This is a genomic window from Flaviaestuariibacter terrae, from assembly GCF_054777635.1.
Map to the genome: position 1 here is coordinate 317,753 of NZ_BAAHAL010000006.1, position 26,652 is coordinate 344,404.

General features: G+C 56.0%; 21 protein-coding genes and 3 tRNA genes. 16 read left to right on the plus strand and 8 right to left on the minus strand.

Annotated elements, in window-relative coordinates:
• The first annotated feature begins 32 nt into the window (after positions 1 to 32).
• The 7 genes from ACYU7Z_RS02035 (at position 33) to ACYU7Z_RS02065 (ending at position 10,471) form a co-directional block, all read left to right on the plus strand.
• Positions 33 to 1,853, plus strand: a complete 1,821-nt coding sequence (locus ACYU7Z_RS02035; protein WP_460567018.1) for an Ig-like domain-containing protein — start codon at positions 33 to 35, stop codon at positions 1,851 to 1,853.
• Between the two features lie 21 nt (positions 1,854 to 1,874).
• Positions 1,875 to 3,878: an OmpA family protein gene (locus ACYU7Z_RS02040; RefSeq protein WP_460567019.1), complete on the plus strand. Its 2,004-nt coding sequence runs from the start codon at positions 1,875 to 1,877 to the stop codon at positions 3,876 to 3,878.
• Positions 3,879 to 3,999: 121 nt separating this feature from the next.
• Complete coding sequence (locus tag ACYU7Z_RS02045; protein ID WP_460567020.1) at positions 4,000 to 5,109, plus strand: YncE family protein; 1,110 nt, start codon at positions 4,000 to 4,002, stop codon at positions 5,107 to 5,109.
• 248 nt (positions 5,110 to 5,357) lie between these two features.
• Positions 5,358 to 6,437 carry a sensor histidine kinase gene (locus ACYU7Z_RS02050; RefSeq protein WP_460567021.1) on the plus strand — a complete coding sequence of 360 codons (1,080 nt, stop codon included), beginning with the start codon at positions 5,358 to 5,360 and terminating at the stop codon, positions 6,435 to 6,437.
• The gene (locus ACYU7Z_RS02055; protein ID WP_460567022.1) at positions 6,434 to 7,120 is read left to right on the plus strand and encodes a response regulator transcription factor KdpE; all 687 of its coding nucleotides are present in this window, start codon (positions 6,434 to 6,436) and stop codon (positions 7,118 to 7,120) included. Before ACYU7Z_RS02050 ends, ACYU7Z_RS02055 begins: the two co-directional genes overlap by 4 nt.
• Before the next feature lie 19 nt (positions 7,121 to 7,139).
• Entirely contained in the window at positions 7,140 to 9,119 is a 1,980-nt protein-coding gene (locus ACYU7Z_RS02060; RefSeq protein WP_460567023.1) for a KUP/HAK/KT family potassium transporter, read from the plus strand.
• Between the two features lie 2 nt (positions 9,120 to 9,121).
• Entirely contained in the window at positions 9,122 to 10,471 is a 1,350-nt protein-coding gene (locus ACYU7Z_RS02065; RefSeq protein ID WP_460567024.1) for an outer membrane beta-barrel protein, read from the plus strand.
• Positions 10,472 to 10,741: 270 nt separating this feature from the next.
• Here the strand turns inward: ACYU7Z_RS02065 and ACYU7Z_RS02070 are convergent.
• Both ACYU7Z_RS02070 and ACYU7Z_RS02075 read right to left on the minus strand, forming a co-directional pair.
• Positions 10,742 to 10,825, minus strand: a tRNA-Leu gene (locus ACYU7Z_RS02070).
• Positions 10,826 to 10,869: 44 nt separating this feature from the next.
• Positions 10,870 to 12,015 (minus strand): sensor histidine kinase, encoded by a 1,146-nt coding sequence (locus ACYU7Z_RS02075; RefSeq protein WP_460567025.1) that lies wholly within the window; start codon positions 12,013 to 12,015, stop codon positions 10,870 to 10,872.
• A gap of 152 nt (positions 12,016 to 12,167) precedes the next feature.
• On the opposite strand from ACYU7Z_RS02075, the gene ACYU7Z_RS02080 reads away from it, so the two are divergent.
• The 4 genes from ACYU7Z_RS02080 (at position 12,168) to ACYU7Z_RS02095 (ending at position 13,783) form a co-directional block, all read left to right on the plus strand.
• Positions 12,168 to 13,190 (plus strand): glycosyltransferase family 2 protein, encoded by a 1,023-nt coding sequence (locus tag ACYU7Z_RS02080; protein WP_460567026.1) that lies wholly within the window; start codon positions 12,168 to 12,170, stop codon positions 13,188 to 13,190.
• Positions 13,191 to 13,252: 62 nt separating this feature from the next.
• A complete protein-coding gene (locus ACYU7Z_RS02085) occupies positions 13,253 to 13,477 on the plus strand; it encodes a hypothetical protein (protein WP_460567027.1) in 225 nt (74 codons plus the stop codon).
• A 96-nt stretch (positions 13,478 to 13,573) separates the two neighbouring features.
• A tRNA-Gly gene (locus tag ACYU7Z_RS02090) sits at positions 13,574 to 13,646 on the plus strand.
• A gap of 51 nt (positions 13,647 to 13,697) precedes the next feature.
• A tRNA-Leu gene (locus tag ACYU7Z_RS02095) sits at positions 13,698 to 13,783 on the plus strand.
• A gap of 14 nt (positions 13,784 to 13,797) precedes the next feature.
• Here ACYU7Z_RS02095 and ACYU7Z_RS02100 read toward each other — a convergent pair.
• Together ACYU7Z_RS02100 and ACYU7Z_RS02105 are read right to left on the minus strand one after the other, a co-directional pair.
• Positions 13,798 to 14,043, minus strand: a complete 246-nt coding sequence (locus tag ACYU7Z_RS02100; RefSeq protein ID WP_460567028.1) for a hypothetical protein — start codon at positions 14,041 to 14,043, stop codon at positions 13,798 to 13,800.
• Positions 14,044 to 14,127: 84 nt separating this feature from the next.
• Positions 14,128 to 14,955 carry an RHS repeat domain-containing protein gene (locus ACYU7Z_RS02105; RefSeq protein WP_460567029.1) on the minus strand — a complete coding sequence of 276 codons (828 nt, stop codon included), beginning with the start codon at positions 14,953 to 14,955 and terminating at the stop codon, positions 14,128 to 14,130.
• A 101-nt stretch (positions 14,956 to 15,056) separates the two neighbouring features.
• Here ACYU7Z_RS02105 and ACYU7Z_RS02110 point away from each other — a divergent pair, with 101 nt between their 5' ends.
• The 3 genes from ACYU7Z_RS02110 to ACYU7Z_RS02120 are packed head-to-tail and all read left to right on the plus strand — an operon-like array spanning position 15,057 to position 20,650.
• Entirely contained in the window at positions 15,057 to 16,127 is a 1,071-nt protein-coding gene (locus ACYU7Z_RS02110) for a DUF3667 domain-containing protein (RefSeq protein ID WP_460567030.1), read from the plus strand.
• Positions 16,128 to 16,130: 3 nt separating this feature from the next.
• Positions 16,131 to 16,901 carry a nucleoside triphosphate pyrophosphohydrolase gene (mazG, locus tag ACYU7Z_RS02115; RefSeq protein WP_460567031.1) on the plus strand — a complete coding sequence of 257 codons (771 nt, stop codon included), beginning with the start codon at positions 16,131 to 16,133 and terminating at the stop codon, positions 16,899 to 16,901.
• Positions 16,898 to 20,650, plus strand: a complete 3,753-nt coding sequence (locus tag ACYU7Z_RS02120) for a sensor histidine kinase (protein ID WP_460567032.1) — start codon at positions 16,898 to 16,900, stop codon at positions 20,648 to 20,650. Before mazG ends, ACYU7Z_RS02120 begins: the two co-directional genes overlap by 4 nt.
• Before the next feature lie 93 nt (positions 20,651 to 20,743).
• Here the strand turns inward: ACYU7Z_RS02120 and ACYU7Z_RS02125 are convergent, their stop codons facing one another.
• The 4 genes from ACYU7Z_RS02125 to rplU all read right to left on the minus strand — a co-directional run bounded on the left by ACYU7Z_RS02125 (position 20,744) and on the right by rplU (position 23,564).
• Positions 20,744 to 22,405 (minus strand): helix-hairpin-helix domain-containing protein, encoded by a 1,662-nt coding sequence (locus ACYU7Z_RS02125; protein ID WP_460567033.1) that lies wholly within the window; start codon positions 22,403 to 22,405, stop codon positions 20,744 to 20,746.
• A gap of 205 nt (positions 22,406 to 22,610) precedes the next feature.
• Positions 22,611 to 22,844 (minus strand): hypothetical protein, encoded by a 234-nt coding sequence (locus tag ACYU7Z_RS02130; protein ID WP_460567034.1) that lies wholly within the window; start codon positions 22,842 to 22,844, stop codon positions 22,611 to 22,613.
• Positions 22,845 to 22,947: 103 nt separating this feature from the next.
• Positions 22,948 to 23,208: a 50S ribosomal protein L27 gene (rpmA, locus tag ACYU7Z_RS02135; RefSeq protein ID WP_460567035.1), complete on the minus strand. Its 261-nt coding sequence runs from the start codon at positions 23,206 to 23,208 to the stop codon at positions 22,948 to 22,950.
• 53 nt (positions 23,209 to 23,261) lie between these two features.
• A complete protein-coding gene (gene rplU, locus ACYU7Z_RS02140) occupies positions 23,262 to 23,564 on the minus strand; it encodes a bL21 family ribosomal protein (RefSeq protein WP_460567036.1) in 303 nt (100 codons plus the stop codon).
• 196 nt (positions 23,565 to 23,760) lie between these two features.
• Here rplU and ACYU7Z_RS02145 point away from each other — a divergent pair, with 196 nt between their 5' ends.
• Together ACYU7Z_RS02145 and ACYU7Z_RS02150 are read left to right on the plus strand one after the other, a co-directional pair.
• On the plus strand, positions 23,761 to 25,257 hold the full coding sequence (locus ACYU7Z_RS02145) for a GH3 auxin-responsive promoter family protein (RefSeq protein WP_460567037.1): 1,497 nt from the start codon (positions 23,761 to 23,763) through the stop codon (positions 25,255 to 25,257).
• A 77-nt stretch (positions 25,258 to 25,334) separates the two neighbouring features.
• A complete protein-coding gene (locus ACYU7Z_RS02150; protein WP_460567038.1) occupies positions 25,335 to 26,501 on the plus strand; it encodes a 1-deoxy-D-xylulose-5-phosphate reductoisomerase in 1,167 nt (388 codons plus the stop codon).
• Positions 26,502 to 26,652: the final 151 nt, after the last annotated feature.

Consider the following 26,652-nt stretch of genomic DNA (forward strand, 5'->3'; position numbering starts at 1 on the left):
CCGAATTAATCTCTCCACCTACACGTCTACAAATGAACAAAGCTTTCGCCTCACTGGAGGCAACCCCGTCATGCACCCTGCGAAAATCGCGACTCCGACATGCTCCCTGGCTTGCTGCGCTATTGCTGCTCGTCTTCGCCTTTGGCTGTAAAAAAGAAGCGGCCGATACCGGCACCATCGGCACCTGCCCCATAGTTGTATCAACCGACCCGACAAACGGTGCCATCAACGTTCCTACCTCGAAAATGATCACGGCCACGTTTAATGTGGCGATGGATGCGGCCACGATCAATGCCGGCAGCTTTATCCTGGCGCAGGGCAGCACACCGATCGCGGGCACCGTCAGCTACAGTGGAATGATGGCCTCCTTTATACCGACTGCCCAGCTGGCAGCCAATACCGTGTATACGGCTACGATCCGGCGCACCGCCCAGAATACCGAGGGCACGGCCATGGTAGCCGATTACGTTTGGAACTTCAACACGGGCGCGCTCCCCATCGTCGTTTCAACCGACCCGGTCAACGGCGCATCGGACGTGCCGCTGAACAAGGTCGTTACTGCGTTGTTCAGTACCGCGATGAACCCGGCCACCATAAATGCCACTTCGGTGGTCATCCGCCAGGGAGCGACCATTGTTCCGGGCACCGTTACCTATTCGGGTATGACGGCAACCTTCGTTCCGGCCACGCCCTTCACCGCAAATACAGTTTATTCGGGAACGATCACTACGGCTGCTAAAGACTCCGCCGGCAATGCACTCGGCAGTAATTATACCTGGAGCTTCGCCACCGGCACACGACCCGTTGTCGTGTCCACGAATCCGGCCAATGGCGCTGCGAACGTTCCGGTTAGTACAAACGTCTCGGCGACCTTCAGCAAGGCAATGAATCCCGCAACCATTACTACAGCAACGTTTATGCTGAAGCAGGGTGCTGCGGCGATTGCAGGTACCGTTACCTATTCGGGTAACAGCGCTACGTTCACGCCGTCGGCAGCCCTCGCGGCCAACACGCTTTATACAGCCACCATTACAACCGGTGCGCAGGACCAGGCGGGTAATACATTAGCCAGCAATTACGTGTGGACCTTCACCACGGCAGCCCTGCCGGTACAGCCGTCCATCCTGGCATCTGCCGCGCTGTTCGGGGTATTCGGTGGCAGCGCCGGTATTACGAACCAGGGTATTAATACGGTCATCAACAACGGCAGCATCGGCACCACGGGTGTTTCCACGGTGGTCACAGGTTTTCATGATGGAACCACCGGCGACATCTATACAGAAACGCCCTTGAACATCGGGCTTGTAACGGGACGGATTCACACCGCTCCGCCGCCCCCGGGCTCTGCGGCATCCTTTGCCATCGCTACCCAGGGATTGTCGGATGCCAACGCTGCTTACCTGGCAATTTCCCCGGCATCGCGCCCGGGTGGCATCGATCCCGGTTCTGGTGAGTTGGGCAACCTGGTCCTCGCGCCCGGAGTGTACAAATCCGCAGCGGGTACGTTCAAGATCAGCAACGGCAACCTTACGCTTGACGCGCAGGGTGACCCCAACGCGGTCTGGATCTTCCAGGCACCTACCAGTCTTACGGTCGGCATTGCCGGACCTGCAGGCGCACGCAGCGTGATACTAGTAAACGGGGCACAGGCGAAGAACGTGTACTGGTATGTGGGCACCGCGGCCACCATCAACGGTGCAGGCGGTGGCGTGATGGTCGGTACGATCATATCCTCAGCCGGAATGACGTTTTCAACCGCCGGCAACATGGTACAGACAGTCCTCAACGGACGCGCACTTTCACTCAACGCATCGGTAACGATGGTGAATACAACCATCAACGTTCCGAACTAAGGAACAAATTGCGGAAAGCCTATGCCTTCCGCTATCAACAACTACAACAAGCTTATTATGTTACGACTTTCGATAGATAAAAGCCGCCTGGCCGCCCTCCTAATCATCGCGTCACTTGCCGGCGCTGCTGCATCGGCACAAAAGCCCAACCGAGCCGCACCCGTTTGGTGGTTCGGCGAGTCCGCAGCCGTGAATTCAAATCATTACCGCGGCACGACGCAGATCCTCAGCAACGAGGTTCATGTGCCTACGGCCTTTCATAAGGGTAATGGGCTAAAGCCTTACGCATCGCTGCTTGCCGAGTATCGTCCCGGGAAAGTTTGGGGTGGTATGCTCAACGTTGCGTTCGACAATCGGGGCGGAAAGTTTGAAGAGGTAATGGCCCCTTGCAACTGCCCGGCGACGCTTTCGACTAACCTTGGCTATGCAACGATAGAGCCCAGCCTTCGCGTGGCGCCCTTCGCTTCGGCCTTCTATGTATTTGCCGGACCTGTCTTCAGCGTCAATATTTCGAGGTCCTTTACGTATACGCAGGACAAGCAGCTCGATAAGCAGGGCGCCTGGAGCGGGCTGCGCAAAACGATGCTCTCGGCCCAGGCCGGCGCGGGCATCGATATCCCGGTTTCGAAGCCGGGTGCGGCCACGCAGATGTCGCTTTCTCCCTTCGCCTCATTCCTCAGCGATTTCGGCCGTAATCCCCGCGTGACCGAGTCCTGGTCGGTTTACACGGTACGGGCCGGCATGGCCATCAAGTTCGGTATGACGCCGCGCAGTGCCCGCAAGGCAACGGTAGGAGAGACGTACGCTGCAGGTACACCCGTGGCTGTTCAGTTCTCCGTTCGCGCACCGAAGCTGATAAGCGTGAACCGCAGGGTGAAGGAAACCTTGCCGCTGCGCAACTCTGTTTTCTTCGATAAGGGAACCGTCGAAATACCGAAGCGCTACGTGCTCCTGGGAGCTGCCGAAGCTTCCTCGTTCCGCGAGTCGCAGCTGCAGGAAGGCCAGCCCACAGACCTGACCAACGGTCGCTCTGCCCGCCAGATGGCCGTGTATTATCATATCCTGAATATCCTCGGCGACCGGATGCGCGCCGATGCGCAAAGCACCATTACCCTCCAAGGGGCTTCCGACAAGGATCCTGCGGAAGGCAAGGCCATGGCGGAAAAAGTAAAGGGCTACCTCGTTTCCCTGTACCGCATCGATCCGACCCGTATTACTACGGAAGGCCGCAGCAAGCCGGTTATTCCCTCGGAGCAGCCTGGCGCCAGCAAGGATCTTGAACTCCTGAAGGCCGGCGACCGCCGCGTCGACATCGTGAGCACATCGCCTGCGATCTTCCTGCAGGTCGGTGGCAGCACGTCTTCGTTTCTCAGGCCGGTGCAGATAGCCGCCGTGCTGGAAGATCCCATGGACAGCCATGTCGTCTTCACCAACAACGGTGCGTCAATGGCGCTCAAGTCCTGGACGGTCGAACTCACCGATGAACAGGGCAGCGTTCAACGCTACGGACCCTACACGGGCGACCAGGCATCGGTGCCGGGAAAGACCATTCTTGGCGCAAAAAACCAAGGCAACTATGTTGTGCTGATGCAGGGTGTTGCCAACACCGGTGCCGCTATCAGCGCACGCAGCTCCGTCAGCCTGATAAAGCGCGACGACGGGGTCCAGGAAGGTCTTCGCTACAGCATTCTTTTCGATTTCGACCAGGCAAAATCCATTGCCTCCTATGAGAAATTCCTGGCGGATGTCGTGGCTCCGCTTATTACCGACAGCGCGATGGTCAGCATTCACGGCCATACCGATATCATCGGTGACGAGGCTTACAACCATACACTTTCGCACGACCGGGCAAGGGGCGCACAGGCTATCCTGGAAGCGGCACTTCTGCGCCGCGGAACGAAAGCCGTGCAGTTCCAGTCGTACGGGTTCGGCGAAGACCCGGGTATGGCGCCTTTCGACAACAGCTATCCCGAAGAACGTTTTTACAACCGCACGGTCATCATCGACATCCTGCCCGCTAAATAACCGGCAGTAACTAAAAGATCCGGGGCAGCTAATCCTGTCCCGGATCTTTCATGTAAATAATACCAGCGCCGCCGGGACTCCTTCACGTCTTGGGTAGCAGGAAAGTACAAACCCTTCGCCCGTGCATCGCCGGCAGGGGTTTTTTTGTGCACAGCCGGCAATCGGAAACCCTGCGCCTCTCGTTTCGTTCGTCAATGGAATTCTTGGTAAATTGACTGCAAAGAAGAAAGTCATGCGCGCGCTATTTGTGATCATCGGACTCTTTGCCAGCCTGCTGGGTTTGACGCAGCACACTTCATTCCGGCAGAAACAATCTTTTCCGATCAGGAGCACGGGGGGCTGGGACTATCTGGCCCTTTATTCGGGACGAATATTCGTGGCGCACGCAACCCAGGTAAACGTATTGAACGCAGCCACCGGCGACTCAATCGGAGTGATCCCGAATACGACCGGCGTGCACGGGATTGCTTTCGATCCTTCGGTTGGGCACGGCTTCACCAGCAACGGGCGCCGGAACAATGTTTTCGTATTCGACCTCAAAACGCTCGCTGTGGTTGATTCCATTGCCACTGGCCAGAACCCGGACGCGATCCTTTTCGAGCCCTTTACAGGGTTCGTCATCACCTGCAACGGACGTTCGGGCGATCTGACACTGATAAACCCGACTAAAAATGTCGTTGAGGGTACCATCGCCGTAGGAGGCAGACCCGAAGAAGCTGCCAGCGACGGCAAGGGGCGGCTCTTCGTCAATATCGAAGATAAAAACGAAGTTGTCTGCGTCGACCTGAAAGCGCGGAAGGTGATTCATCGCTGGTCGCTTGGGGGCGCGGAAGGGCCTACCGGGCTGCAATACGATCCGGCAACGAACCGCCTGTTTGCCGGCTGCGAGGAAAAGCTTGTCGTACTCGATGCAGGTACGGGGAGGATCGTTGCCAGCCTTCCCATTGGCGCTGGTTGCGATGGTGTTGTTTTTTGGCCGAAGCGCCGGCTCGTCATTACGTCGAACGGGCAATCGGGAACGCTTTCGGTTATCCGGGAAGTCTCGGCAGATAAATTCGTTTCCGTGGCAACCGTTCCAACACAGCGGAGCGCCCGGACGATCGCACTCGACCCCGCGACCGGAACCATTTTCCTACCGGCCGCCGATTTCGAAAAGCCCGCTGCGGCAAATGAGCGCCCGCACATGATCCCAGGTTCTTTCCGAATCCTGGTGTTCACGCCGGTCAACTAGCGCGTTTTTTCGCTGATTTTCCCGGTCAAAACGGAGATCGGTTGACACCCCGATTTCTCTTCACGCAATTTTCTATACAGGAAAGTATCCGGTTGAAATAAACGGTGGCCTTGTATATCGCGGCAACAGGTTAGTAGTTTCTTTCTGCGCCAGGCTTGGCCGCTCTTTATATAATTTTTATACGCGAAGAGCAATTCTTGATATCTGCTTTATACGCGCAGGATACCTTTGTGTCGTAAACGAAGACAGTGAATCAATCGCGCCGCAGAAGCTTTGGAAAAGGTACCCAGTACTGGCTCAACCTCCTGGTAGTTGCCGGGGTTTCTGTATTGTGTTTCGCATTGGCACCCGCTACCGGCTACAAGGTCGTTGCCTACGTGCTCTTGGTTACAGTATCGTTCCTTGCGCTATTCTGTGATATCGTTCCCGTTTTGATCGCCGCCACGCTCAGCGCGCTGATCTGGGATTATTTCTTCATTCCGCCCCGTTTTACATTCCAGGTTGGCAGCACGGAAGACAGTTTCCTGTTGCTGATGTATTACGTGATCGCACTGGTTCATGCGACACTAACCTATAAGCTGAAGCAGATTCAAAAGGTAGCCCAGCAACGAGAGGAAAAGGCCGCGATGGTGCGTCTTTACAGCACGCTGCTGAACTCGCTCTCGCACGAGCTGCGGACGCCGATTGCCACCATAATCGGCGCAACCGACAACCTGATGGATCCCGATAGCCGGGTTTCCGATGAGAACAAAAGCAGCCTCATTTCGGAAATTTCAATTGCAGCACTCCGGTTGAATCACCAGGTAGAAAACTTGTTGAACATGTCTCGCCTGGAAGCGGGCGCCATCAAGCTGCGTTTGGACTGGTGCGAGATGACCGAGTTGGTGTACGCTTCGATTCGGCGCCTTGAAGAAGTTGCGAAAGACCATGTGCTCGACATTTCAATTCCGGAAAGCCTGCCCCTTGTTAAACTCGACACAGTGCTCTTTGAGCAGGCTTTGTTCAACCTGCTTTCCAACGCCGTTCAATATACTCCGAAGGGCTCAATCATTTCCGTAACTGTAGCATGCTCCGAAGGTATTTGCCGCATCGTATTGGAAGACAACGGCCCCGGCTTTCCCAAAGATGCGCTGGAGCGTGTTTTTGACAAATTTTACCGGTTGGATCAATCGCCCACGGGCGGCACGGGTCTTGGTCTTTCCATCGCCAAAGGATTTGTGGAAGCACACGGCGGTAGGATCGTTCTGGAAAACGCGCCGCTTGGTGGAGCCCGCTTTACAATCACAGTTCCGGTGGAAACAGCGGAATCTAAAATAGTCGTCCCATGAATAGTGCTTATGTACTTGTCATAGATGACGAAGCGCAGATCCGTAAACTACTGCAGATCACGCTGGAAGCCCAGGGCTATGCCGTACAGACCGCCGCTACCGGTAAAGAAGGCCTCGTACTGGCGGCTAATCATCCACCAGATCTCATTTTGCTGGATCTCGGTTTGCCGGATCAACCCGGGCTGCAGGTATTGCAGGAGCTCCGTGCCTGGTACGAACGACCAGTCCTGATCGTTTCCGCACTCGACGACGAAGCGAACATCGTGGCAGCGCTCGATGGGGGTGCTAATGACTATATCACCAAGCCCTTTCGCACCGGCGAGCTATTGGCGCGGGTTCGCTCATCGCTACGCCTCGTATCCGGAGCGGAGGCCTCCTCAGTTATTTCCTTTGGCGAAATTGAAATGGACCTGGCGGCCCGTTCGGTAAAGCGGAATGGTGCAACGATTAAACTTACGGCTACCGAATACAGCCTGCTGGCACTGTTTGTTCGCAACGAGGGTAAGGTGATGACCCATCAACAAATGCTGACCAAGGTTTGGGGGCCAGGTTTCACTGCCGAGTCGCAATACCTGAGAGTATATGTAGCGCAGCTGCGCAAGAAAATAGAAAAAGACCCAAACCGGCCCCGACACCTGATTACCGAATCAGGGGTTGGCTATCGGTTCTTATCGGGCGATTGATCGCATTAAAAACTTTACCGTGAGCAAGCAGGTTAGCAAAGTCACGGCCGCCGGTATACTGGTGGCCCTGGGAATCATTTACGGTGACATCGGCACGTCACCACTGTATGTCATGAGTTCGATCGTGGGCAAACGCGAGATCAGCGAGGCACTTGTGTATGGCGGTATCTCCTGTGTATTCTGGACCCTGACATTGCAAACCACGTTCAAATATGTGCTGCTCACACTGCAGGCCGACAACCGTGGGGAAGGGGGTATCTTTTCCTTGTTTGCATTGGTGCGGCGCTTCCGACGCTGGCTCTACCTTCCTGCGATCATCGGCGCGGGCACCCTGCTTGCCGATGGCATCATCACGCCTCCGATTTCTGTGTCCGCGGCCATAGAAGGTTTAAATGGGGTAAAAGCGCTGGGGCAAACTATTGTTCCCGGTAATGCGCTTACGGTCGGAATCATTATCGGCATCCTGACGCTGCTGTTTTTCTTTCAGCAATTCGGCACCAATTTGATCGGGCGGGCCTTCGGTCCGATCATGACGGTTTGGTTTTCGATGCTGGCGGTACTCGGCATTTGCTTCATCGCTGGCAACCCGGGTGTGCTGCGGGCCATCAACCCTGTCTATGGCTATGACCTGCTCACCAAATACCCGAAGGGATTCTGGTTGCTCGGCTCCGTGTTCCTATGTACTACGGGCGCCGAAGCGCTCTATTCGGACCTGGGGCATTGCGGGCGCGGTAACATACGCTACAGCTGGATATTCGTGAAGTCCGCTCTTCTGTTAAATTATTTCGGACAAGGTGCCTGGCTCCTGCAATTCAAGGGAGGCCTGCTGCAGGGGCGCAACCCGTTCTATGAGATGATGCCGCATTGGTTTCTGATCGCCGGGATTGGCATTGCTACAGCGGCAACCATCATCGCTTCGCAAGCGCTTATTTCAGGCTCGTTTACGCTGATCTCAGAAGCGATGCGGCTTAACTTCTGGCCCAAGATCCGTGTGAAGTACCCGACGGAAGTGCGCGGGCAAGTGTATATCCCGAGTATCAATGCCATCCTTTGGGTGGGCTGCATGGCTGTCATGCTCTACTTCCGTGAGTCGGCAAAGATGGAGGCGGCTTATGGGTTTTCAATCACGATCGCCATGCTGATGACCACCATTCTGATGTTCTACTACATGAAATTCATACGCAAGTGGGCGGTGCCGGTCATTGCTGTCGTGCTCGCCATCTTTCTCTGCATCGAATTGTCGTTCTTCATCGCAAACGTGGCGAAGATCAAGCAACGCTGGATGTTTCTCATTTTCGAATTCGGGATCATACTGGTAATGTATACCTGGTACCGGGCACGAAAGGTGAAGAACCGCTATGTGGAATTCGTGCGCATAGAGCCATACCTGCCCTTGCTTACAGAATTAAGCAACGATCAATCTGTTGCAAAATACGCCACCCACCTCGTCTACCTTACCAGTGCCGATCATGCGAGTGAGATCGAACACAAGATCCTTTACTCGATATTGAACGGTAAGCCGAAGCGCGCGGATATCTATTGGTTCGTGCATGTACATACAGTGGATGATCCGTACACCAGCGAGTATACAGTGCAGCAAATTGTGCCGGGGGAAGTGCTGCGCGTGGAATTTCGCCTTGGCTTCAGAGTGTCGCCAAGAACGAGCACAATGTTCCGTACGGTGATCGAAGAAATGATCCGGGCACAGGAGATCCGGGTCGAGGTCAAATACGAGCGCCTGCAACGCATTAACCCGGTCGGCGATATCCAGTATGTGGTGATGGAAAAATTCCTTTCGGGCGACAACGATCTCCCGCTAACCGAACGGATCATCATGCAGTTTTATTTCTGGGTTAAAGGTCTAAGCCTCAGCGAGGAGCGCGGTTTTGGCCTGGATCAGAGCAATGTTGTTACTGAAAAATTCCCGCTGCTGCTCAACCCCGTCAATCCAGTCAAATTGAAGCGGCGGGAGCTTCGCCCGTCTCTTACAAAAAAATAGATATGAAGACATTAATCACGACCTTATTCGTTTTTTCAAACTTGGCTTTGCAAGCGCAGGACAGTACGAAACGAATTCCGTTCGATGGCATCGAAACGGCCTGGCAGAACGGCTCCGACCGGCGCGATTCTTCGGTTTTCCACGGAAAGTATTTTCAGCCGTCGCTGATGCTGGATGTGAATTATACGCATTCCTTCAATAATCCGAATGATAATACGGTGGTAGGGTCAACGGCTCTTGCACGGAACAACGAAGTGCAGGTGGCGCACCTGTTAGCCGGCGGTGATTTTACCTACGATAACGTCCATGCGCGCGTGATGCTGCAAATGGGAACCCGATCGCAGGTGATTCCGCGCAATGACCTGTCCGTGTATCGCGGCCAGTACCACCTCAATGAAGTCTACCGTTACCTTAGTGAGGCTTACGCTGGCATCCATATCAACAAATGGTACGGTATCAACGTGGATGCCGGGTTGTTTCTTTCCTACATCGGGCTCAATTCTTACTACCAGGTGGAGAACTGGGAGTACCAGGCTTCGTTCACTTCCGATAACACGCCCTGGTTTTTCAACGGGTTGCGCGTTCAGATCTTTCCTTCGAAGCACGTGAAGGTCGAACCCTGGCTCATCAACGGCTGGCAAAGCTATGGGCGCTTCAACGCAATGCCCGCTGTGGGTGCGAACGTAACGTGGATGCCGAACTACAACCTGAAGCTGTTGACCAATAACTATTTCGGCGCGGATGCGGCAGGCATCCCCGGCCGCAAGCGATTTCATTCAGACAACAGTGGCCTGGTACGGTATTTCAATCGAAAAAAGTCCAAATGCATTAGCCAGGCGGCTTTCTCGCTCACCGGTGATGTGGGCTTCGAAAAGGGTGGAGGTGTAAATGGGTTCAACGATGGCGGACCTGGCAATCCGGCTCAATACTTTCTAAGCGTGATGTTTTATAACCGCCTTTGGTTTCGGCAGAATCGCTACGCATGGACGGTAGGGGGAGGGTGGATGAAAAACCCTGGTCGCTACCTCGTGCTCTATCCAACAGGACAAGCGAGTCCTTTGCCCGATCCCGGTAATCCAACCCGCACCGAAGGTGCATTTCCCTATAGCGCCAACCCGGGCGACCCATTTGAAGGCTGGGACTTTTCGACGAATCTCGAATGGCTGTTTAACCAAAGCCTGGCATTCCGAATAGAGTTTGTGCACCGGGAAGCAAATAGCCCTTATTTCGCCGGACCAGGCGGTGTCACTTCTCCAAATGGTTATACAACGACAGCTTTGGCTCCGGATTGGCGCCCGGACTTGCGAAAAGCCGAAAACAGGGTTATTGCCGCGTTGCTTTTCAGGATTTAATGACTGGAGAGAACTCACTTAGAATTCGAGACTGTATAGCAAGAGGGAAATTGTTTGTTGCTCCTACCCAACTAAGTACCGTCAAGGAAAGTCGATTGCGTCTATGTGAGCGGTGTGTTAGCGTTAGGAGCCATCGGGAAATTTTCGAATGACACACAATGTCTCGTCGAAACCGTGTTTTTAGTTTCCCGGTCAAAAAGCAAAAGCGCATATCTATTGCTACACTTCAAATAAAAAACCCCTGTAAGTCATTCACTTACAGGGGTTTTGTGCCCAAGACTGGATTCGAACCAGCACACCGTTACCGGCGCTACCACCTCAAGGTAGTGCGTCTACCAATTTCGCCACCTGGGCATCCTTTTGTAAGAGCTATCCCCGTTTGGGGAGTGCAAATGTAATTACTTTCTCAATACAATCCGAAAAGTTGTTCCTTTTCCTGGCTCAGAATTTTTTACGGAGAGCTGACCGCGGTGGTATTGCTCTACAATCCGCTTGGAAAGGCTGAGCCCGAGACCCCAGCCGCGCTTCTTGGTGGTAAATCCCGGCTTGAACACTTTCGCCACGTTGGCCTTGCTGATGCCCTTGCCCGTGTCGGCCACATCGATGACCACCTTGCCGGCGCCTTCCTGTATGTCGACAACGATGGCACCCTTGCCCTCGAGGGCGTCGAGTCCGTTTTTCAGGAGGTTCTCGATCACCCAGTCGAAGAGGGGGCCGGAGAGCGGCACGCGGATGCTGTCGGTTCCGTGCGTTTCAAGCGCAAAGCGCACACGGCCCGGCGCCCGCTTCTTTACGTATTCCATTACCTGCCGCACCTGCGCCACCACGTCGACCGGCTCCAGCTTGGGCGTGCTGCCGATCTTGCCGAAGCGATCGCTCACGAGCCGCAACCGGCTGATGTCTTTTTCAAGCTCCTGCACAAATTCTTCTTCTCCGTGCGTTTCCTTGAGCAGCTCGATCCAGCCTTCGAGCGACGACACCGGCGTGCCCAGTTGGTGCGCCGTTTCCTTGGCCATGCCGGCCCATACCTGGTTCTGGGTGGCGAGGTAGGAGCTGCGGAGCGACAGTACGGTGAGGCCGATGAACAGGGCTACGATCACGAGCTGCACATAAGGATAATACCGCACCTCGGTAAGGAGGCGGCTGTTGCCATAATAATAGCGGTTGGTGCGCGTGGAGTCGTAAGGGTCGAAGTAGGTGAGGGGAGCATGCGCGTTGCGAAACTCCCGCAGCCGGCCGGCGAGGTAGCCCTTTTCTTTCAGCCGCGACGAGTCGAGGTTACGGTGGTCGAGGATGGAGTCGCGCTCGTCGGTCCAGATGATCGGGATATCGTCGTTGTCGGTAATGATCTTGAAGGGCAGGCGCGTGTCGGTATTCTTCGGGCTGAGGAGCGTATTGCTGGCCTCTACCCATTCCTCCACCTTCTGCCGCTCCTCGCGCTCGATCTTGGAAGCGAGGTACGACGAATACCAGATCGTACCGCTGACGATCAGGATGGCGATCAGCGCCAGCAGGGCACGCAGGTTCAGCAGGGAGCGTAACATGCTCCGAAGTTATCGGTTATTCGCTCTGATCGCTGAGACGGCGCGTGCGAGCAGCCTGTTGCGCCTGTTCAGCAACGGGCAGCGGGCGCAGCCGAAGCGCCTTTACCACATTGCCCCAACTCGCTTATTTTTGGCCCACTAATTCCGCGCGCTTGACTTCATTTCCCCATGTTGCTATTGTAATCCTGAACTGGAACGGGCGCCGTTACCTCGAGCAGTTCCTGCCGTCGGTGCTGGCCACCGACTACCCGAACTTCAGCGTCGTGCTGGCCGACAACGGCTCCAGCGACGATTCCGTTGACTTTGTGCGCGAGCGCTTCCCATCCGTAGAACTACGGTTGCTCGGGAAGAACCACGGCTTCGCGCAGGGCTACAACGAGGCGCTGGCCCAGGTGCAGGCGGATTACTACGTGCTCCTCAACTCCGATGTGGAAGTGACGCCGGGCTGGGTAAGCCCCGTGATCGGGCTGCTGGAAACGACGCCACGCGCAGCGGCCTGCCAGCCCAAGCTGCTGGCTTTCCACCAGCGCGATCACTTCGAATACGCGGGCGGCTCCGGCGGCTGGCTCGATACCCTGGGATACCCGTTCTCGCGCGGCCGCATCTTCGACGTCTCCGAGATCGACGAAGGCCAGTACGACTCGGTGCAATCGGTGTTCTGGGCCAGCGGCGCAGCGCTTTTCATCCGCGCGTCGGTGTACCACGAGCTCGGCGGGCTGGATCCTTACTTCTTCGCCCACCAGGAAGAGATAGACCTGTGCTGGCGCCTGCAGCGCGCGGGCTATGGCGTCTTCTGCTGCCCGCACGCGGTGGTGTACCACGTGGGCGGCGGCACGCTGCCCAAGGGCAATTCGACCAAGACCTTTTTGAATTTCCGCAACAATCATATCATGCTGGCGAAGAACCTCGCTCCCTCGGAGCGCTGGTGGAAGATACCCTACCGCATACTGCTCGATCAGGTAGCAGGTGTAAAAGGTTTGCTTGCCGGCGACAGCGGTTATTTCATTGCGATCAACCGCGCGCACGTTGCCTTTTATAAATGGCTGCTGCGGAAAAGGGCGCCCGATCGCCTGCCGAAGCCGAAGCTCCGTCAGCTGCGCGGTGTGTACGGCGGCAGTCTCATCTGGCAACACTTTGTGCGCGGTCGAAAATATTTTCGCGAAATCGTCAAATAGTTTTCCACCGTTGTTTGCTAATTGACAACCAGCCCCTTATTTTTGCAACACAAATTTCAGGTATGGATCACCAGCAAGAATACCAGGAAGAACTCCAGAAAGTGCAAGACCGCGACTTCACCCATAGCTGGGTATCGTCGTCTGCCTTCCTGTTCTACCTGTCGGTATTTTGCATGCTCGCTTTCTTCTTCGGCAGCTGCTACAAGTTATACACCAAGCGTTACGAGAAGAACCGTATCGAGTACACGGTACAACCGAGCACGCAGTATACGCCGGAGTACAAATAAATTTTTTTCAGAAAAATTTGTTTGGAAAGAAAAAAGGCTCTTATATTTGCAACCCGAAGTTCTTAACAAAATCAGTGATAACAAACTGATAATCAAGCGGAAGTAGCTCATTTGGTAGAGCACGACCTTGCCAAGGTCGGGGTGGCCGGTTCGAGCCCGGTCTTCCGCTCAGAAAATCCCGCAACAGCGGGATTTTTTATTTACAGCATCTTTGCTGCTCGCCCCGGTGGTGAAACTGGTAGACACGCCGGACTTAAAATCCTGTTCTCCGCAAGGGGAGTGCCGGTTCGATTCCGGCCCGGGGCACACAAAAGCCGTCTTCAGGACGGCTTTTGTGTTGCTGTATCTCTCCGCCGCAGCAACCGCCCCGGCAACACCATCTTACGGCCATCTTCCAACTGCACGAGCATCGAGCCATTCTTCCCGCGGATGCACTTGCCGTCCGCACGCCGCACCGCGCTGCACAGAACACCCTTCAACGAAGGATTTGTATTCCGGTCACCGAGATAATAATATTCCATATTGGTAAGGAACTGCGCGTAGTTGCCCACGGCAACTTCACTCAATCTGAAATCTGAGATCTGAGATCCTAGATCCTAGATCCTAGATCCGAGATCCGAGATCCGACATCCGAGATATCCACCATCCTCTTAGGATCCTGTCGTATACTGGTACTCCACTTTTCCGGTAAGCTGCTTCGCACGGTTGTAGAGCGCCTCGCGTGTCTTGAGACCGCGGTTGTCGTACTGGTAGCGCCAGATCGAATAGTTGGAATTGTTGGCGGGTACCGTAATCCGCTGGATCACGCGGCCCGCGTCGTCGTACTCGAACATGTATTCGGGCAGGAGTCGCTTTGCCTTTTCATTAAACCGTACGATATCGGTAAGCCGGCCGGCTTCATTGTAATAGTAATACACGACGTCTTCGGGAAGGCCGGCACGCTTCGCGTGCTCTTCCGATACCTGTCCTTTTTCATCCACGACGACCCGGACTATCGATGTATCCACGCCGTTGCGGATACGCAGCATGCGCTGCACGTTGTTGCCGCTCCATTCCCAGCGGTGTTCCTCGCGCTGCACAAACTTGCCCGTCGGATCAGCAGTACGGCTCTCCGTTCGTTCCAGCTGGCCTGCAGCGTTGTAGGTATAGGTGGTGATGGAAGTAGCAGCCTCGCTGCTGTCGACAGTGCGGGCCACGCGGCCCTGCTCGTCGAGAACCGTTTGCAGAACCGTCGTATTGGAATCGAGCACTGTTGTCGTTACCAGGGTATTGCCGGTAAAGGACTGCTGGATGTCGAGGGCGTCGCTCTTGCTGCCATCGGCATCGAAGGAGCTGACAGCCACGCTGCGTACGCCTGCTTCGCGATACCGCTTTAGCTGCTCGTTGGTCTCGCGCGTGCCGACGATGTCTTTGTAATAATACTGGGCCGAGGCCGCGAGCGAGCAGGGGAGAAGAAAAAGCGACAACAGGAATTTCATCCGGGTATTGTTTGTTCTCAAAAATACGCCTTGCTTTGCCACCGGGTCGACAACAAACTGTTGCAACCTTTTTTGAATACTTATTTTTAACAAAAATTGACGTGTCGCACCAACCCGAACGCGCCGAGAAGAACTGCCTCAACTGCGGCGCCGAAGTAGCCGGCCGCTATTGCCAGCAGTGCGGGCAGGAGAACATCGTTCCCCACCAGACCTTCGGCCACCTTATCCAGCACTTTTTCTTCGATTTGTTTCACTTCGACGGAAAATTCTTCGATACGGTCCGCTACCTGCTCTTCCGCCCTGGCCGCGTACCCCGTGAATATATTGCCGGCCGCCGCGTGGCCTTCCTCGATCCGATCCGGATGTACCTGTTTACATCGGCCATCTTCTTCCTGATCTTTACAACCATCAACAAGGTGGAGGTCAACAGCCGCGAAAGCCTCGACGATTCGACCCTTTCGCGGGTGGAGCGCTACGAGATCGCTTCAGACCTGGCCGTTCGTCCCTCTGATAGCAATGCCCGCCAGGCACTTCCTGTCTTTCTCGATACGTCGCTCACCGTTTCGCTGAAGGTCGATTCGGCGGCGCACAGCGATTCGGTGATCGAATACAAGGGCACTCGTTACCAATATGCCACCGAGCGCAATGACAGTATCCGGGCGCACGACTGGGCGAGCGATCTCGGCAAAGGCTGGCTGGGCCGCTTCGTAAGTACACGTGCACGGCGCGTCAACGAGCGCTTCCACGAAGACCGGCGCGAGGCGCAGCAGGCTTTCTTCGAAAACCTCTTTCACCGGCTGCCCTACATGCTGTTTGTATCGCTCCCGTTCTTCGCGCTCCTGCTCCAATTGCTGTACCTGCGGCGGAAGACGTTTTTCTACGCCGATCATCTCGTGTTCACGCTCTATTATTACATTTTCAACTTCATCCTGCTGCTGGCTGTCCTGCTGGTCGTGCGCCTCAACAACCTGCTCCACTGGAAGCTGCTCAGCTGGCTCACCTTCGGACTCTTTTGCGCCGGGCTCTATTACCTCTACAAAGGCATGCGTAACTTCTACGGGCAATCCCCCGGGCGCACGCTGTCGAAATTCCTGCTGCTTAACTTCATGAGCCTTTTCCTCTTCGGCCTGCTCTTCATGATCTTTGTGGCTATTTCGGCCACTCAATTCTAAGCTATGAATGATCCGCAAACCGCTTTCGCCCGCCTCGTGACCATTATGGACGAACTCCGCGAGCAGTGCGCCTGGGACCGCAAGCAGACGATCCAGAGCCTTCGCCAGATGACGCTGGAGGAAACCTACGAGCTCGCCGACGCCATCACCGATGAGGACTGGAAAGGGATTCGGGAGGAACTGGGCGACCTGTTGCTGCACATCGTGTTCTATGCGCGCATCGGCCGCGAGCAGGGACAGTTCACGCTCGACGAAGTCATCAACGGGATCTGCGAAAAGCTGATCACCCGGCACCCGCATATCTACGGCGACGTGCAGGTGGAAAACGACGAGGACGTGAAGCGCAATTGGGAGCAGATCAAGCTCAAGGAAGGAAAGAAATCGGTACTATCAGGCGTCCCTAAAACACTCCCGGCGCTTGTCAAGGCGATGCGTCTCCAGGAAAAGGCGAAGCAGGTAGGCTTTGAATGGGATACCAAGGAGCAGGTGTGGGAGAAGGTGGAAGAGGAGATCGGCGAGCTCCGCGAAGCGCAGGCCGACGGCGATCCGAAAAAGATCGAAGAGGAGTTCGGCGACGTGCTTTTCTCACTCGTAAACTTTGCACGGTTTTTGAACGTCGATGCCGAAAATGCCCTCGCCGTCACCAACAATAAATTCACCGCTCGTTTTACGCAGATGGAAGACCGCGCCCGCGCGCAGGGACGGTCGCTCAATGATATGACCCTCTCCGAAATGGACGCCCTCTGGAACGAGATCAAACGCGATCGATCGTGAAACCTGCCCACAGCAACCAAAGCCTGCCGAAAAAAGCACTCCTGTACACGGCGGCTGCCTTGCTGTTCCTGTCGCTGCTGACAGGTATTTACTTTCATGAGCAGCCATCGATGGAGCGCGAGCAGCGTCGTCTCGAAAAATACATTCATGGTGCCGAGGGGGATTTTGCCACGCTCCTCGGCAACAAGGCTCTCCTGCAGCGACTCGCGCTTGGCCAGGAGGAGGAGTCCGAATTCCGGACCATGCTGGCGAAGCCTTACGGGTTGTTCCTCTATAATGCAAACGGCGAGTTGCTGTACTGGAACAACCAGCGGATGCAACCACCCGGCCCTCCGCCCGACGGCCGCCCCGGCACCAGGTTCCAGGCACAGCAGAACGGCTACTTCATCAGCATCCGGCGCAGCTTCAGCCTGCCGGTCGACAAGCGCGCGATATGGGCCGTGGCCGTCATCCCGATCGAATACCACTTCGGCTACCAGCATTCGAGTTACCTCAAATCCTACTTCCCCCACGACCCCGAAGCCGACGGGCGCATCCGGATTTCTACGGATAAAACGCCTTATGCCATCCGCGATGCGAGCACCCAGCGGCTATTCTATATCGATGCAAAGGGTGTCAGCGCCGGCCGCGTGGATGCCGTGACGGCCCTGCTGCGGATCCTCGCTTTTCTCCTTCTGCTCGCTTATATACACTTCCTCGCCGAGCGTGTAACCGTTGCCCGGGGCAAGATCCGCGGAATCCTCTTTCTCTTCGTAGTGCTGGTTGCGATCCGCGCGCTGCTCCTGTTTTTCCCGGGACTGTTTTCCTTCCGCCAGTTTACCCTCTTTGATCCCGCGATCTACAGCAAGAACTTTCTCCTCCGCTCACTCGGCGACCTGCTGATCACGGCCATCCTTTCCTGCTGGTTCACCGTATTCATCTGGTACCGGATGGGCCCCGATGGCAAGCTCCCGGCATTCCTCGACGAAAAGCGCCTCCTGCCTGCAGGCATTGTTGCCCTGTTTGTGCTCATGTTCGGCTCCTTCCAGTTTGCCAACGTCGTGCAATCGCTTGTTGCCGACTCCCGGATTTCGTTCAACGTCATCGATTTTTTCAGCCTGGATGCGTATACGGTGGTGGGCTTTCTCGTACTCGCGCTGCTGACACTCACATTCTATTACTTCACACGGGTGCTCTACCGCGTCATCTTCGCCGCCTTTGCCGGGCGCATGGTATACCTGTATTTCAGCCTCGCGTTCATGGGGCTGCTGTTTCTCACGCTCCGCAGCGGCAATAAGGTTGTGCTGTTCCACCTCCCGGTGCTGATCTGGCTGATCTGCTACACGATTCTCGTAAGCCGAAGCCACTTTTTCATCAACCGCTTCCGCATCTCCATTGCCGGGGTACTCTTCTGGATCTTTGTTTTCTCGATCTCGCTTGCGATCATTATCCTCGGGCAAAACCGGCAGAAAGAGCTGCAATTCCGCAAGGCGATGGCCGTCAAATACGACGAGCTTACCGACCCATCAAGCGAGCACACCCTCAGCACGGCGCTTGCCTACCTCGACAACGATTTCCTGTCGAAAAGCTTCCCGCGCTTCCGCGACCCGGTACAAAACCGCGTGCTCCGCGACAGTATCATCAGCGAGAACATCATGGGCTACCTGAGTCGCTACGAGACGCGGATCTTCGTGTTCGATGCCGGCAACAATCCCGTCAACAACAGCGACAGCGCGTCGTTCGCCGAGCTCAACAACCTGTTCTCGGTACAGAGCCGGCCAACGAAAGTGCCCGACCTGTCGTATTACGAAACGGCCTACAATCAATTTACCTACATCACGAAGCGCCGCATCACCGACAGCAGCGGTCAGCTGGGCACGTTCTTCATCGTCAGCACCCCGCGCAAATACAATTCAGAGGCGCTGTACCCGGAGCTGTTCCGGCGCACCGGCGAAACCGATGCGGAAAACTCGCCCGTATATGCGTACGCCATTTACAGCAACGGGCTCCTGGTGCTCTCGAGCAACAAGTATTCGTTCAAGATCAGCCTCGCAACACGTGACCTACCGGTGGAAGAATACGAGCGGAGACAGAACGGCGGCTTCGACGAGCTTTGGTACCGCGCCAGCGGGAGCAAGGTAGTGGTGATCGCTAAGCAGCGCGATACGCTCCTCGAAAGCATCACGCTTTTTTCCTACCTGTTCTGCGCCTTCCTGTTCCTGGTAGGGCTGCTCCGTTTCCTGCTGTTCCTCCTCCGCGCCGGCGACGACTGGCGCTCGTACCAGTTCTTCCAGTTCAACATCCGCTCGCAGGTACACGGCACCATCATCTTCATCAGCATCTTTTCGTTCCTCGTGATCGGCGTTGCGACGATCTCCTTCTTTGTTGCCCGCTACCAGCGCAACAACGTCGACAAGTTGAGCCGTACGGCCGCCATCGTAACGAGAGAGCTGCAGCAGCGCGTCATCGCCGGGAAGCCCATCGGCGCTAGCCTTTTGGAAGAAGACTCGCTGGCCGACCAGGGCTTGCAAACGCTCGTGAACGAGATCGCCGAAATACACAACGTTGACGTGAACCTGTACGACCCCAAGGGCGCGCTGCAGGTGTCTTCGGAGCCGGAAGTGTACAAGCGCGGGTTGCTCAGCACGCAGATCCACCCCGAAGCCTGGCACCACCTGGCGCGGCTGCGCGAGATCCAGTATGTACAGGAAGAGCGGCTTTCGTCGCTGCGGTACATGAGTATCTACGCGGCGATCACCAACAAGAAAGGCGAGGTGTATGCCTACCTGAATATCCCGTACTTCCTCTCGCAGATCGATCTGAACCAGGAGATATCAAACTTCCTCGTTACCATCATCAACCTCAACGCCTTTATCTTCCTGATCGCGGGTATCATCGCGCTGTTCATCACTAACCGCATCACGCAGTCCTTCTCGCTCATCGGCGATAAGATGCGCGCGATCAACCTGGGGCAGCGCAACGAGCCGATTGAATGGCCGCGCAACGACGAGATCGGGGTGCTGGTGGAGCAGTACAACCGCATGGTGCGCCAGCTCGAGGAGAGCGCCTCGGCCCTTGCCCGGAGCGAGCGCGAAGGCGCGTGGCGCGAGATGGCCCGGCAGGTGGCCCATGAGATCAAGAACCCGCTCACGCCCATGAAGCTGAGTATCCAGTACCTGCAGCGCGCGGTGGCCAACAACCAGCCCAACGTGCAGGCCCTTACCACGAGCGTGGCCCAAACACTCATCGAGCAGATCGATCACCTCGCGCGCATCTCCTCCGACTTCGCGCGCTTTGCCAACATCGGCAACCGGCACCTGGAAACCTTCGACCTCCACGAGGTGCTGCAAAGCCTGGAAGGATTATATGTTACCAACCAGAAGATCGACTGGCGCTGGGAGCGGCTGCCCGGGGCGCTTTCCGTTCATGCCGACCGCACGCATATGGTGCGTCTCTTCACCAACCTCGTCACCAATGCCGTGGAAGCCTGCGCCAGCCAGCCGCTGTGCCGGATAACGATACGCGAAACAAGGCTCGACCGGCTGCTGCGGATCGAGGTGCGCGACAATGGTGAAGGCATCCCGGAAGAAATGCAGGAAAAGATCTTCACGCCCAACTTCACCACGAAAACGTCAGGTACCGGTCTCGGGCTGGCCATGTGCAAAAGCATCGTGGAGCAGGCTGCCGGCCGCATCTGGTTTGAAACAGAGAAAGGAATCGGGACCAGCTTTTTCGTGGAGTTGCCGCTTGCCGACGCGGGCGAGGAATGAGTACTTGACTAATTGAGTACATGAGTACTTGAATGAAGAGGGCGTTAGAGTTGTACCTGCACCTTGCCCTCATGTAATCATGTATTCATGTAATCATTTGCTCTTCCTTCTTTCCAGAAAAGCTTCGAACTGGTCCCGGGTAAACGAGCTGAGATTCCGCTCTTTTGTAAGCCCGCCTTTCTGCGCGGCGGCAACACCGTATTTCAGGTTGTCGATATCCTCGAAGCTGTGCGCGTCGGGATTCACGGAAAGGTAGAGGCCTTTTTCGAGTGCGTACTGCACGTAGCGCCAGTCCATATCGAGACGCACGGGGCTTGCATTGATCTCGATGGCAACATTGTTGGCAGCGCAGGCATCGATGATCGCCTCGTGGTCGATGGGGTAGCCGCGGCGACGCGTGAGGAGCCGGCCCGTAAGGTGGCCCATGATGGTCACGTAGGGATTGGTGATTGCGCCGAGCAATCGGAGCATCGCCTTCTCCTCGTTCATGTCGAGGTTGGAGTGAATCGAGGCGATGACAAGGTCAAAGCTGGCCAGCACGGAGTCGGGGTAGTCGAGCGATCCGTCGGCAAGGATATCGCACTCGATGCTTTTGAAGATCCGGAAGGGCTTCAGCTTTTCATTGAGCGCATCGATCTCCTGGTGCTGTGCCCGGATGCGGTTCTCATCGAGGCCATTGGCATAATAGGCGGCCTTGGAGTGGTCGGAGATGACCAGGTATTCGTAGCCGCGGCTTATGAGCTCACGGGCCATTTCTTCGAGCGTATGGGCGCCATCGCTCCAGTTGCTGTGTGCGTGGATGATGCCGCGGATATCGTCGACCTGCATCGGCTCGGGCAGGGCGCCGTTGCGGGCTTTTTCAATGATCGCCTCGGTTTCGCGCAGGTACGGAGGAATCACCGGGATGCCCGCCTTTTCGAAAATGCTTTCCTCGTCCCGGCCGTCCATCGGCAGGCCGGCGTCTTTCCAGGCGAAGGTGAAGGCCTCGCTGCCGGTCGTCCGGAAGAGCACAGTTCCGAAATCATCGGTACCGCAGAAATACAACCGGAGCAGCAGTCCTTCGCCGGAAACAAACTCGACCCATTCGTTCGACTCGCTGACGAGCGTAAAGGCCTCGCCCTCGAAAAAGCGCTTGGCTTCTTTCACGGAAATCGTGCTCACCCATTCGAGCTCGTCGATTACTTCACAGTGACGGCGGTAGGGCCCGGTAAGCGCATGCTGCGCGTCGGGGTAGTGCTGCTCCAGGTGGGCCTGGATCGCCTGCGCGAAGGCCTCGACCTGCGCAAAGAGAAACTTGCCGGCGTTTTGCTTGTGAAACTGGATCGACTCAAGGATCTTCTCCTGCGTTTTTTCGCCAAACCCTTTTGTAGCGGCGATGCGGCCGCTGCGGCAGGCGTCCTGGAGTGCGCCCAGGTTATCGATATGCAGTTCTTTCCAGATGCTGTGGATCTTCTTCGGGCCGAGACCCTTGATGTTGAGCATCTCGAGCACCCCGGGCGGTGTGTCGGCGATAAGCTCGTCGAGCGCGGCGAGCTTCCCTGTATCGAGCAACTCCTGGATCTTGCCTGCAACGCTGCTGCCGATGCCGCGGAGGCCGGCGATCGAAGAGGGGGGAAGGGTGGCGGCTTCGACGTCGAGCTTTTCGAGTGCGAAGGCGGCCGAGGAATAACTCTTGCTTTTGAACGGGTTCTCACCATGGATGTCCATCAGCCGGGCCAGAAGTGAGAATTGCTCGGCGATCGCATAATTGTCCATGCTGCAAAATAGGTAATCTGCCAATCTGCGGAAGGGCTAATCTGAGAATGCACGGGCAGAAGCTGGATAGTGCCGTGGAGCGAGAGGAGCCAGGGCAAACGGTTGCACCGGAAGGGCTACCGGTTTCGCATCAGTGCTTGCTCACGGATGGGTGGAAAAGAAGAAACCCGCCGGAAGGCGGGTTTCTGATAATTCGAGAAGAAGCTTACTTCTTAGAAGCTGCTTTCTTGGGGGCTGCCTTCTTAGCAGCTGCTTTTTTCGGAGCAGCTTTCTTAGCGGTAGCAGCCTTCTTGGGGGCAGCTTTCTTTGCAGCGGCTTTCTTCGGAGCTGCTTTTTTAGCGGTTTTCGAAGCTGCGGCCTTCTTGGGGGCTGCGGCTTTTTTCGGAGCGGCTTTCTTAGCGGCTGCTTTTTTCGGAGCAGCTTTCTTTGCTGTTGCCATGTTTGTAGAATTTAGGGGTTAGTAATGAAATAACGGTAGTAAAATTAATGCCAATATCTAAACTACCAAATTTCTTTACCCCCACGAAATTCACAAGCGTGACTTAGGCCTGCGCTTCGCTAACCGATACTTCCGTGCGGTCGTTCTTTCCTTTGCGGAATTCAACAACGCCGTCAGTGAGAGCGAACAGCGTCCAGTCGCGACCGACGCCTACATTTTTACCGGGATGGTATACGGTACCACGCTGACGAACGATGATGTTGCCGGCAATTGCGGGCTGACCACCGAAGATCTTAACGCCCAGGCGCTTGCTTTGCGAGTCGCGGCCGTTCTTTACGCTACCTTCACCTTTCTTGTGTGCCATGATGAATGAGATTTCAGATTTGTGATTTCAGAATTCAGATTGGAGGTTGACCCTTACGCGATTTCAGCGATGCGGATCTTCGTGTAATGCGTGCGGTGACCATGCTTCTTACGGAAGCCCTTGCGGCGCTTCTGCTTGTAGGCAATCACCTTGTCGCCTTTTACATGGTCGAGAATCTCGGCCTGTACTTTTACGGTTGCCGATTTGGCGAACGACAGGTTGCCGTTGTTGTCGGCCATGATAACCTCGCCGAGCTCTACTTTATCGCCGGCGTTGCCACCGATATGGGGCACATACAGAGTCTGGTCTTTTTCGACCTTGAATTGCTTTCCGGCTATTGATACAATTGCGAACATAACGGTTCTTAAATTAGGAGTGCAAAGGTAGGGAATAAAGTGGAAAGTCAAAAGGCAAAAGTCAAAAATAAGCACCCGAAAACCCGGGAATCCGGCGATTTGCCCTCTTTTTTAGGTTTTACTTTTGAATTTTGACTTTCACCGCCCACGCAAGGGCCCTCCTTTGAATCTATATTTGCCCCTACAGAACTCCTCCATGAAGCTCAAATCCCTGCTCGCCAAGCCTTTTGCTTCCTATATATATAACCGCACCCGCAAAGGGATGCAAACTGCCCTCGCCGACCAGGACGCGGTGCTCCGGAGCCTCCTCAAGACCGGCCGCGGCACCGAATTCGGCAAGGAGCACGGCTTCGACGCCGTCAACGACTACGCCGCCTTCCGCCAGGCCGTGCCCGTTCGCGACTACGAGGGCTTCCGCTCCTGGATCGACAGGATCAAGGCCGGCCGCCACAACGTGCTCTGGAAAGGGCAGCCGATCTACTTCGCCAAAACCTCCGGCACCACCTCGGGTGTCAAGTATATCCCCATCACCCACGAATCGATCCCCAACCACATCAATTCGGCCCGCAACGCGCTCCTCCTGTACATGGCCGAGACGGGCAATACCGCCTTCGCCGACGGCAAACTGATCTTCCTCTCCGGCTCGCCCGAGCTCGAGCGGGTAGGAGGGATCCCCACCGGCCGCCTCTCCGGGATCGTTAATCACCACGTGCCCAAGTACCTCCGCACCAACCAGCTCCCGAGCTACGAAACGAACTGCATCGAAGACTGGGAGACGAAGCTCGAGGCCATCGTACGCGAGACCATCAACCAGGACATGACCCTCATTTCGGGCATCCCGCCCTGGGTGCAGATGTATTTCGACCGCCTGCAGGAGCAGAGCGGCAAGAAGATCCGAGAGCTCTTCCCGAACTTCTCGGTGCTGGTTCACGGCGGGGTCAACTTCGAACCGTACAAGGGCCGCCTTTTCGAAAGCATCGGCGGGCCCATTCATACGATCGAAACGTTCCCGGCCTCGGAGGGCTTTTTCGCTTTCCAGGACACGCAAACCGAGGAAGGCCTCCTGCTCAACACCGACAGCGGGATCTTTTTCGAGTTCGTGCCGGCGGGCGAGATTTTTAACGAAAACCCAACGCGCCTCTCGCTCCGCGAAGTGCAGGTGGGTGTCAATTACGCCCTGATCATCAATAACAACGCGGGTTTGTGGGGCTACAACATCGGCGACACGGTCAAGTTTGTAAGCGTCAATCCATACCGGATCGTGGTTACCGGGCGTACCAAGCACTTCATTTCCGCGTTCGGTGAGCACGTCATCGGCGAAGAAGTGGAACAGTCTTTGCTAAAAGCGGCGCAGGAAAGCGGCGTCCAGATCACCGAGTTCACCGTTGCGCCCATGGTGCAGCAGGGAAAGGGACACAGCTACCACGAGTGGTTCATCGAATTCGAGAACGAGCCCGCCGACCTTCAACGCTTCGCGGCCCGCGTTAACGACAATCTCCGGGAGAAGAATATTTACTACGATGACCTGATGCGTGGCAACATCCTGCTTCCGCTGCGGATCACACCGGTACGAAAGAACGGCTTTATCGATTACATGAAATCGATCGGTAAGCTGGGCGGACAAAACAAGGTGCCGCGTCTGAGCAACGACCGGAGAATCGCCGACGAACTCGCGAAGTGGAAAGCTGAATAGATCCTGGCTGTTGCACGAATGAACCAATCGACCAAGTAACCGATAAACGCTTTACTTTTACCTCCACTGTCCGCCATATGAATAACCCGACCATCAAGCGTATCGCCATTTTCGGCTCCACCGGGTCTATCGGCACCCAGGCCCTTGAGGTCATTGCCGCGCATCCCGAGCTCCTCTCCGTAGAAGTACTGACCGCCAATGCCAACGACGATCTTCTCATCGAGCAGGCGATCCGCTACCAGCCCAACGTGGTGGTCATCGGCGACGACAGCAAGTACGCCAAGGTGCGTGCCGCGCTGGAGCATACCGATATCAAGGTCTTTGCCGGCGACGCCGCGCTCAGCGAAGTGGCCGCAATGGATATCTACGACCTCATGCTGGCGGCGATCGTTGGCTATGCCGGTCTCAAGCCCACCCTGCAGGCCATCCGGAGCGGCAAGGCGGTAGCGCTCGCCAACAAGGAAACACTTGTGGTTGCCGGCGACATCGTGATGCAGACCGCCATCGAAAAGCGTGTTCCCGTCATCCCCGTCGACTCCGAGCATTCGGCTATCTTCCAGTGCCTCGTGGGCGAGCACCGCAACCCGATTGAAAAAGTGATCCTCACCGCGTCGGGCGGTCCGTTCCTGGGCCGCAAGACCAATTACCTCGTCAACGTAAAGCGCGAGCACGCCCTGCAGCATCCCAACTGGAGCATGGGCGCCAAGATCTCCGTCGACTCGGCCACGCTGATGAATAAAGGCCTTGAGATGATCGAGGCGAAGTGGCTCTTCAACCTGAAGCCCGAGCAGATCCAGGTGCTCATTCACCCGCAGAGCATCGTGCACTCGATGGTGCAGTTCGAGGACGGGTCGATCAAAGCACAGATGGGGCTGCCCGATATGAAGCTCCCGATCCAGTACGCGCTGGCCTTCCCCAACCGCATCGCCAACAACTTCCCGCGCTGCGACTTCCGCAAGTTCAATACGCTCAACTTCGACGAGCCCGACTACCGCACCTTCCGCAACCTGCCGCTGGCCATCGAAGCGCTCAAGAAGGGCGGCAACCTGCCCTGCGTGCTCAATGCCGCCAATGAAGTGGCTGTCTGGGCCTTCCTGAAAAACCGCATCGGCTTCCTCGACATGACTGACGTGATCGAGCAAACGATGCAGAAGGTTTCCTTTATCGACAAGCCGAGCATCGACGATTATTACGAGAGCGATGGCGAGGCGCGCCTTTATGCGGGCGAGCTGATCAAGCTTTGATCGGGAATCGGCAACCGGGAATCGCTGGTGAAGTGGAGAAGCTGGCGCAACGCGTTCGGCGCCTTTACTTCGCGCTCGCTGTGACGTTCTCCTGGCAGCACTTTCCTTCTTTTCGCGATTCCCGATTGCCGATTCCCGCTGCTACAATTTC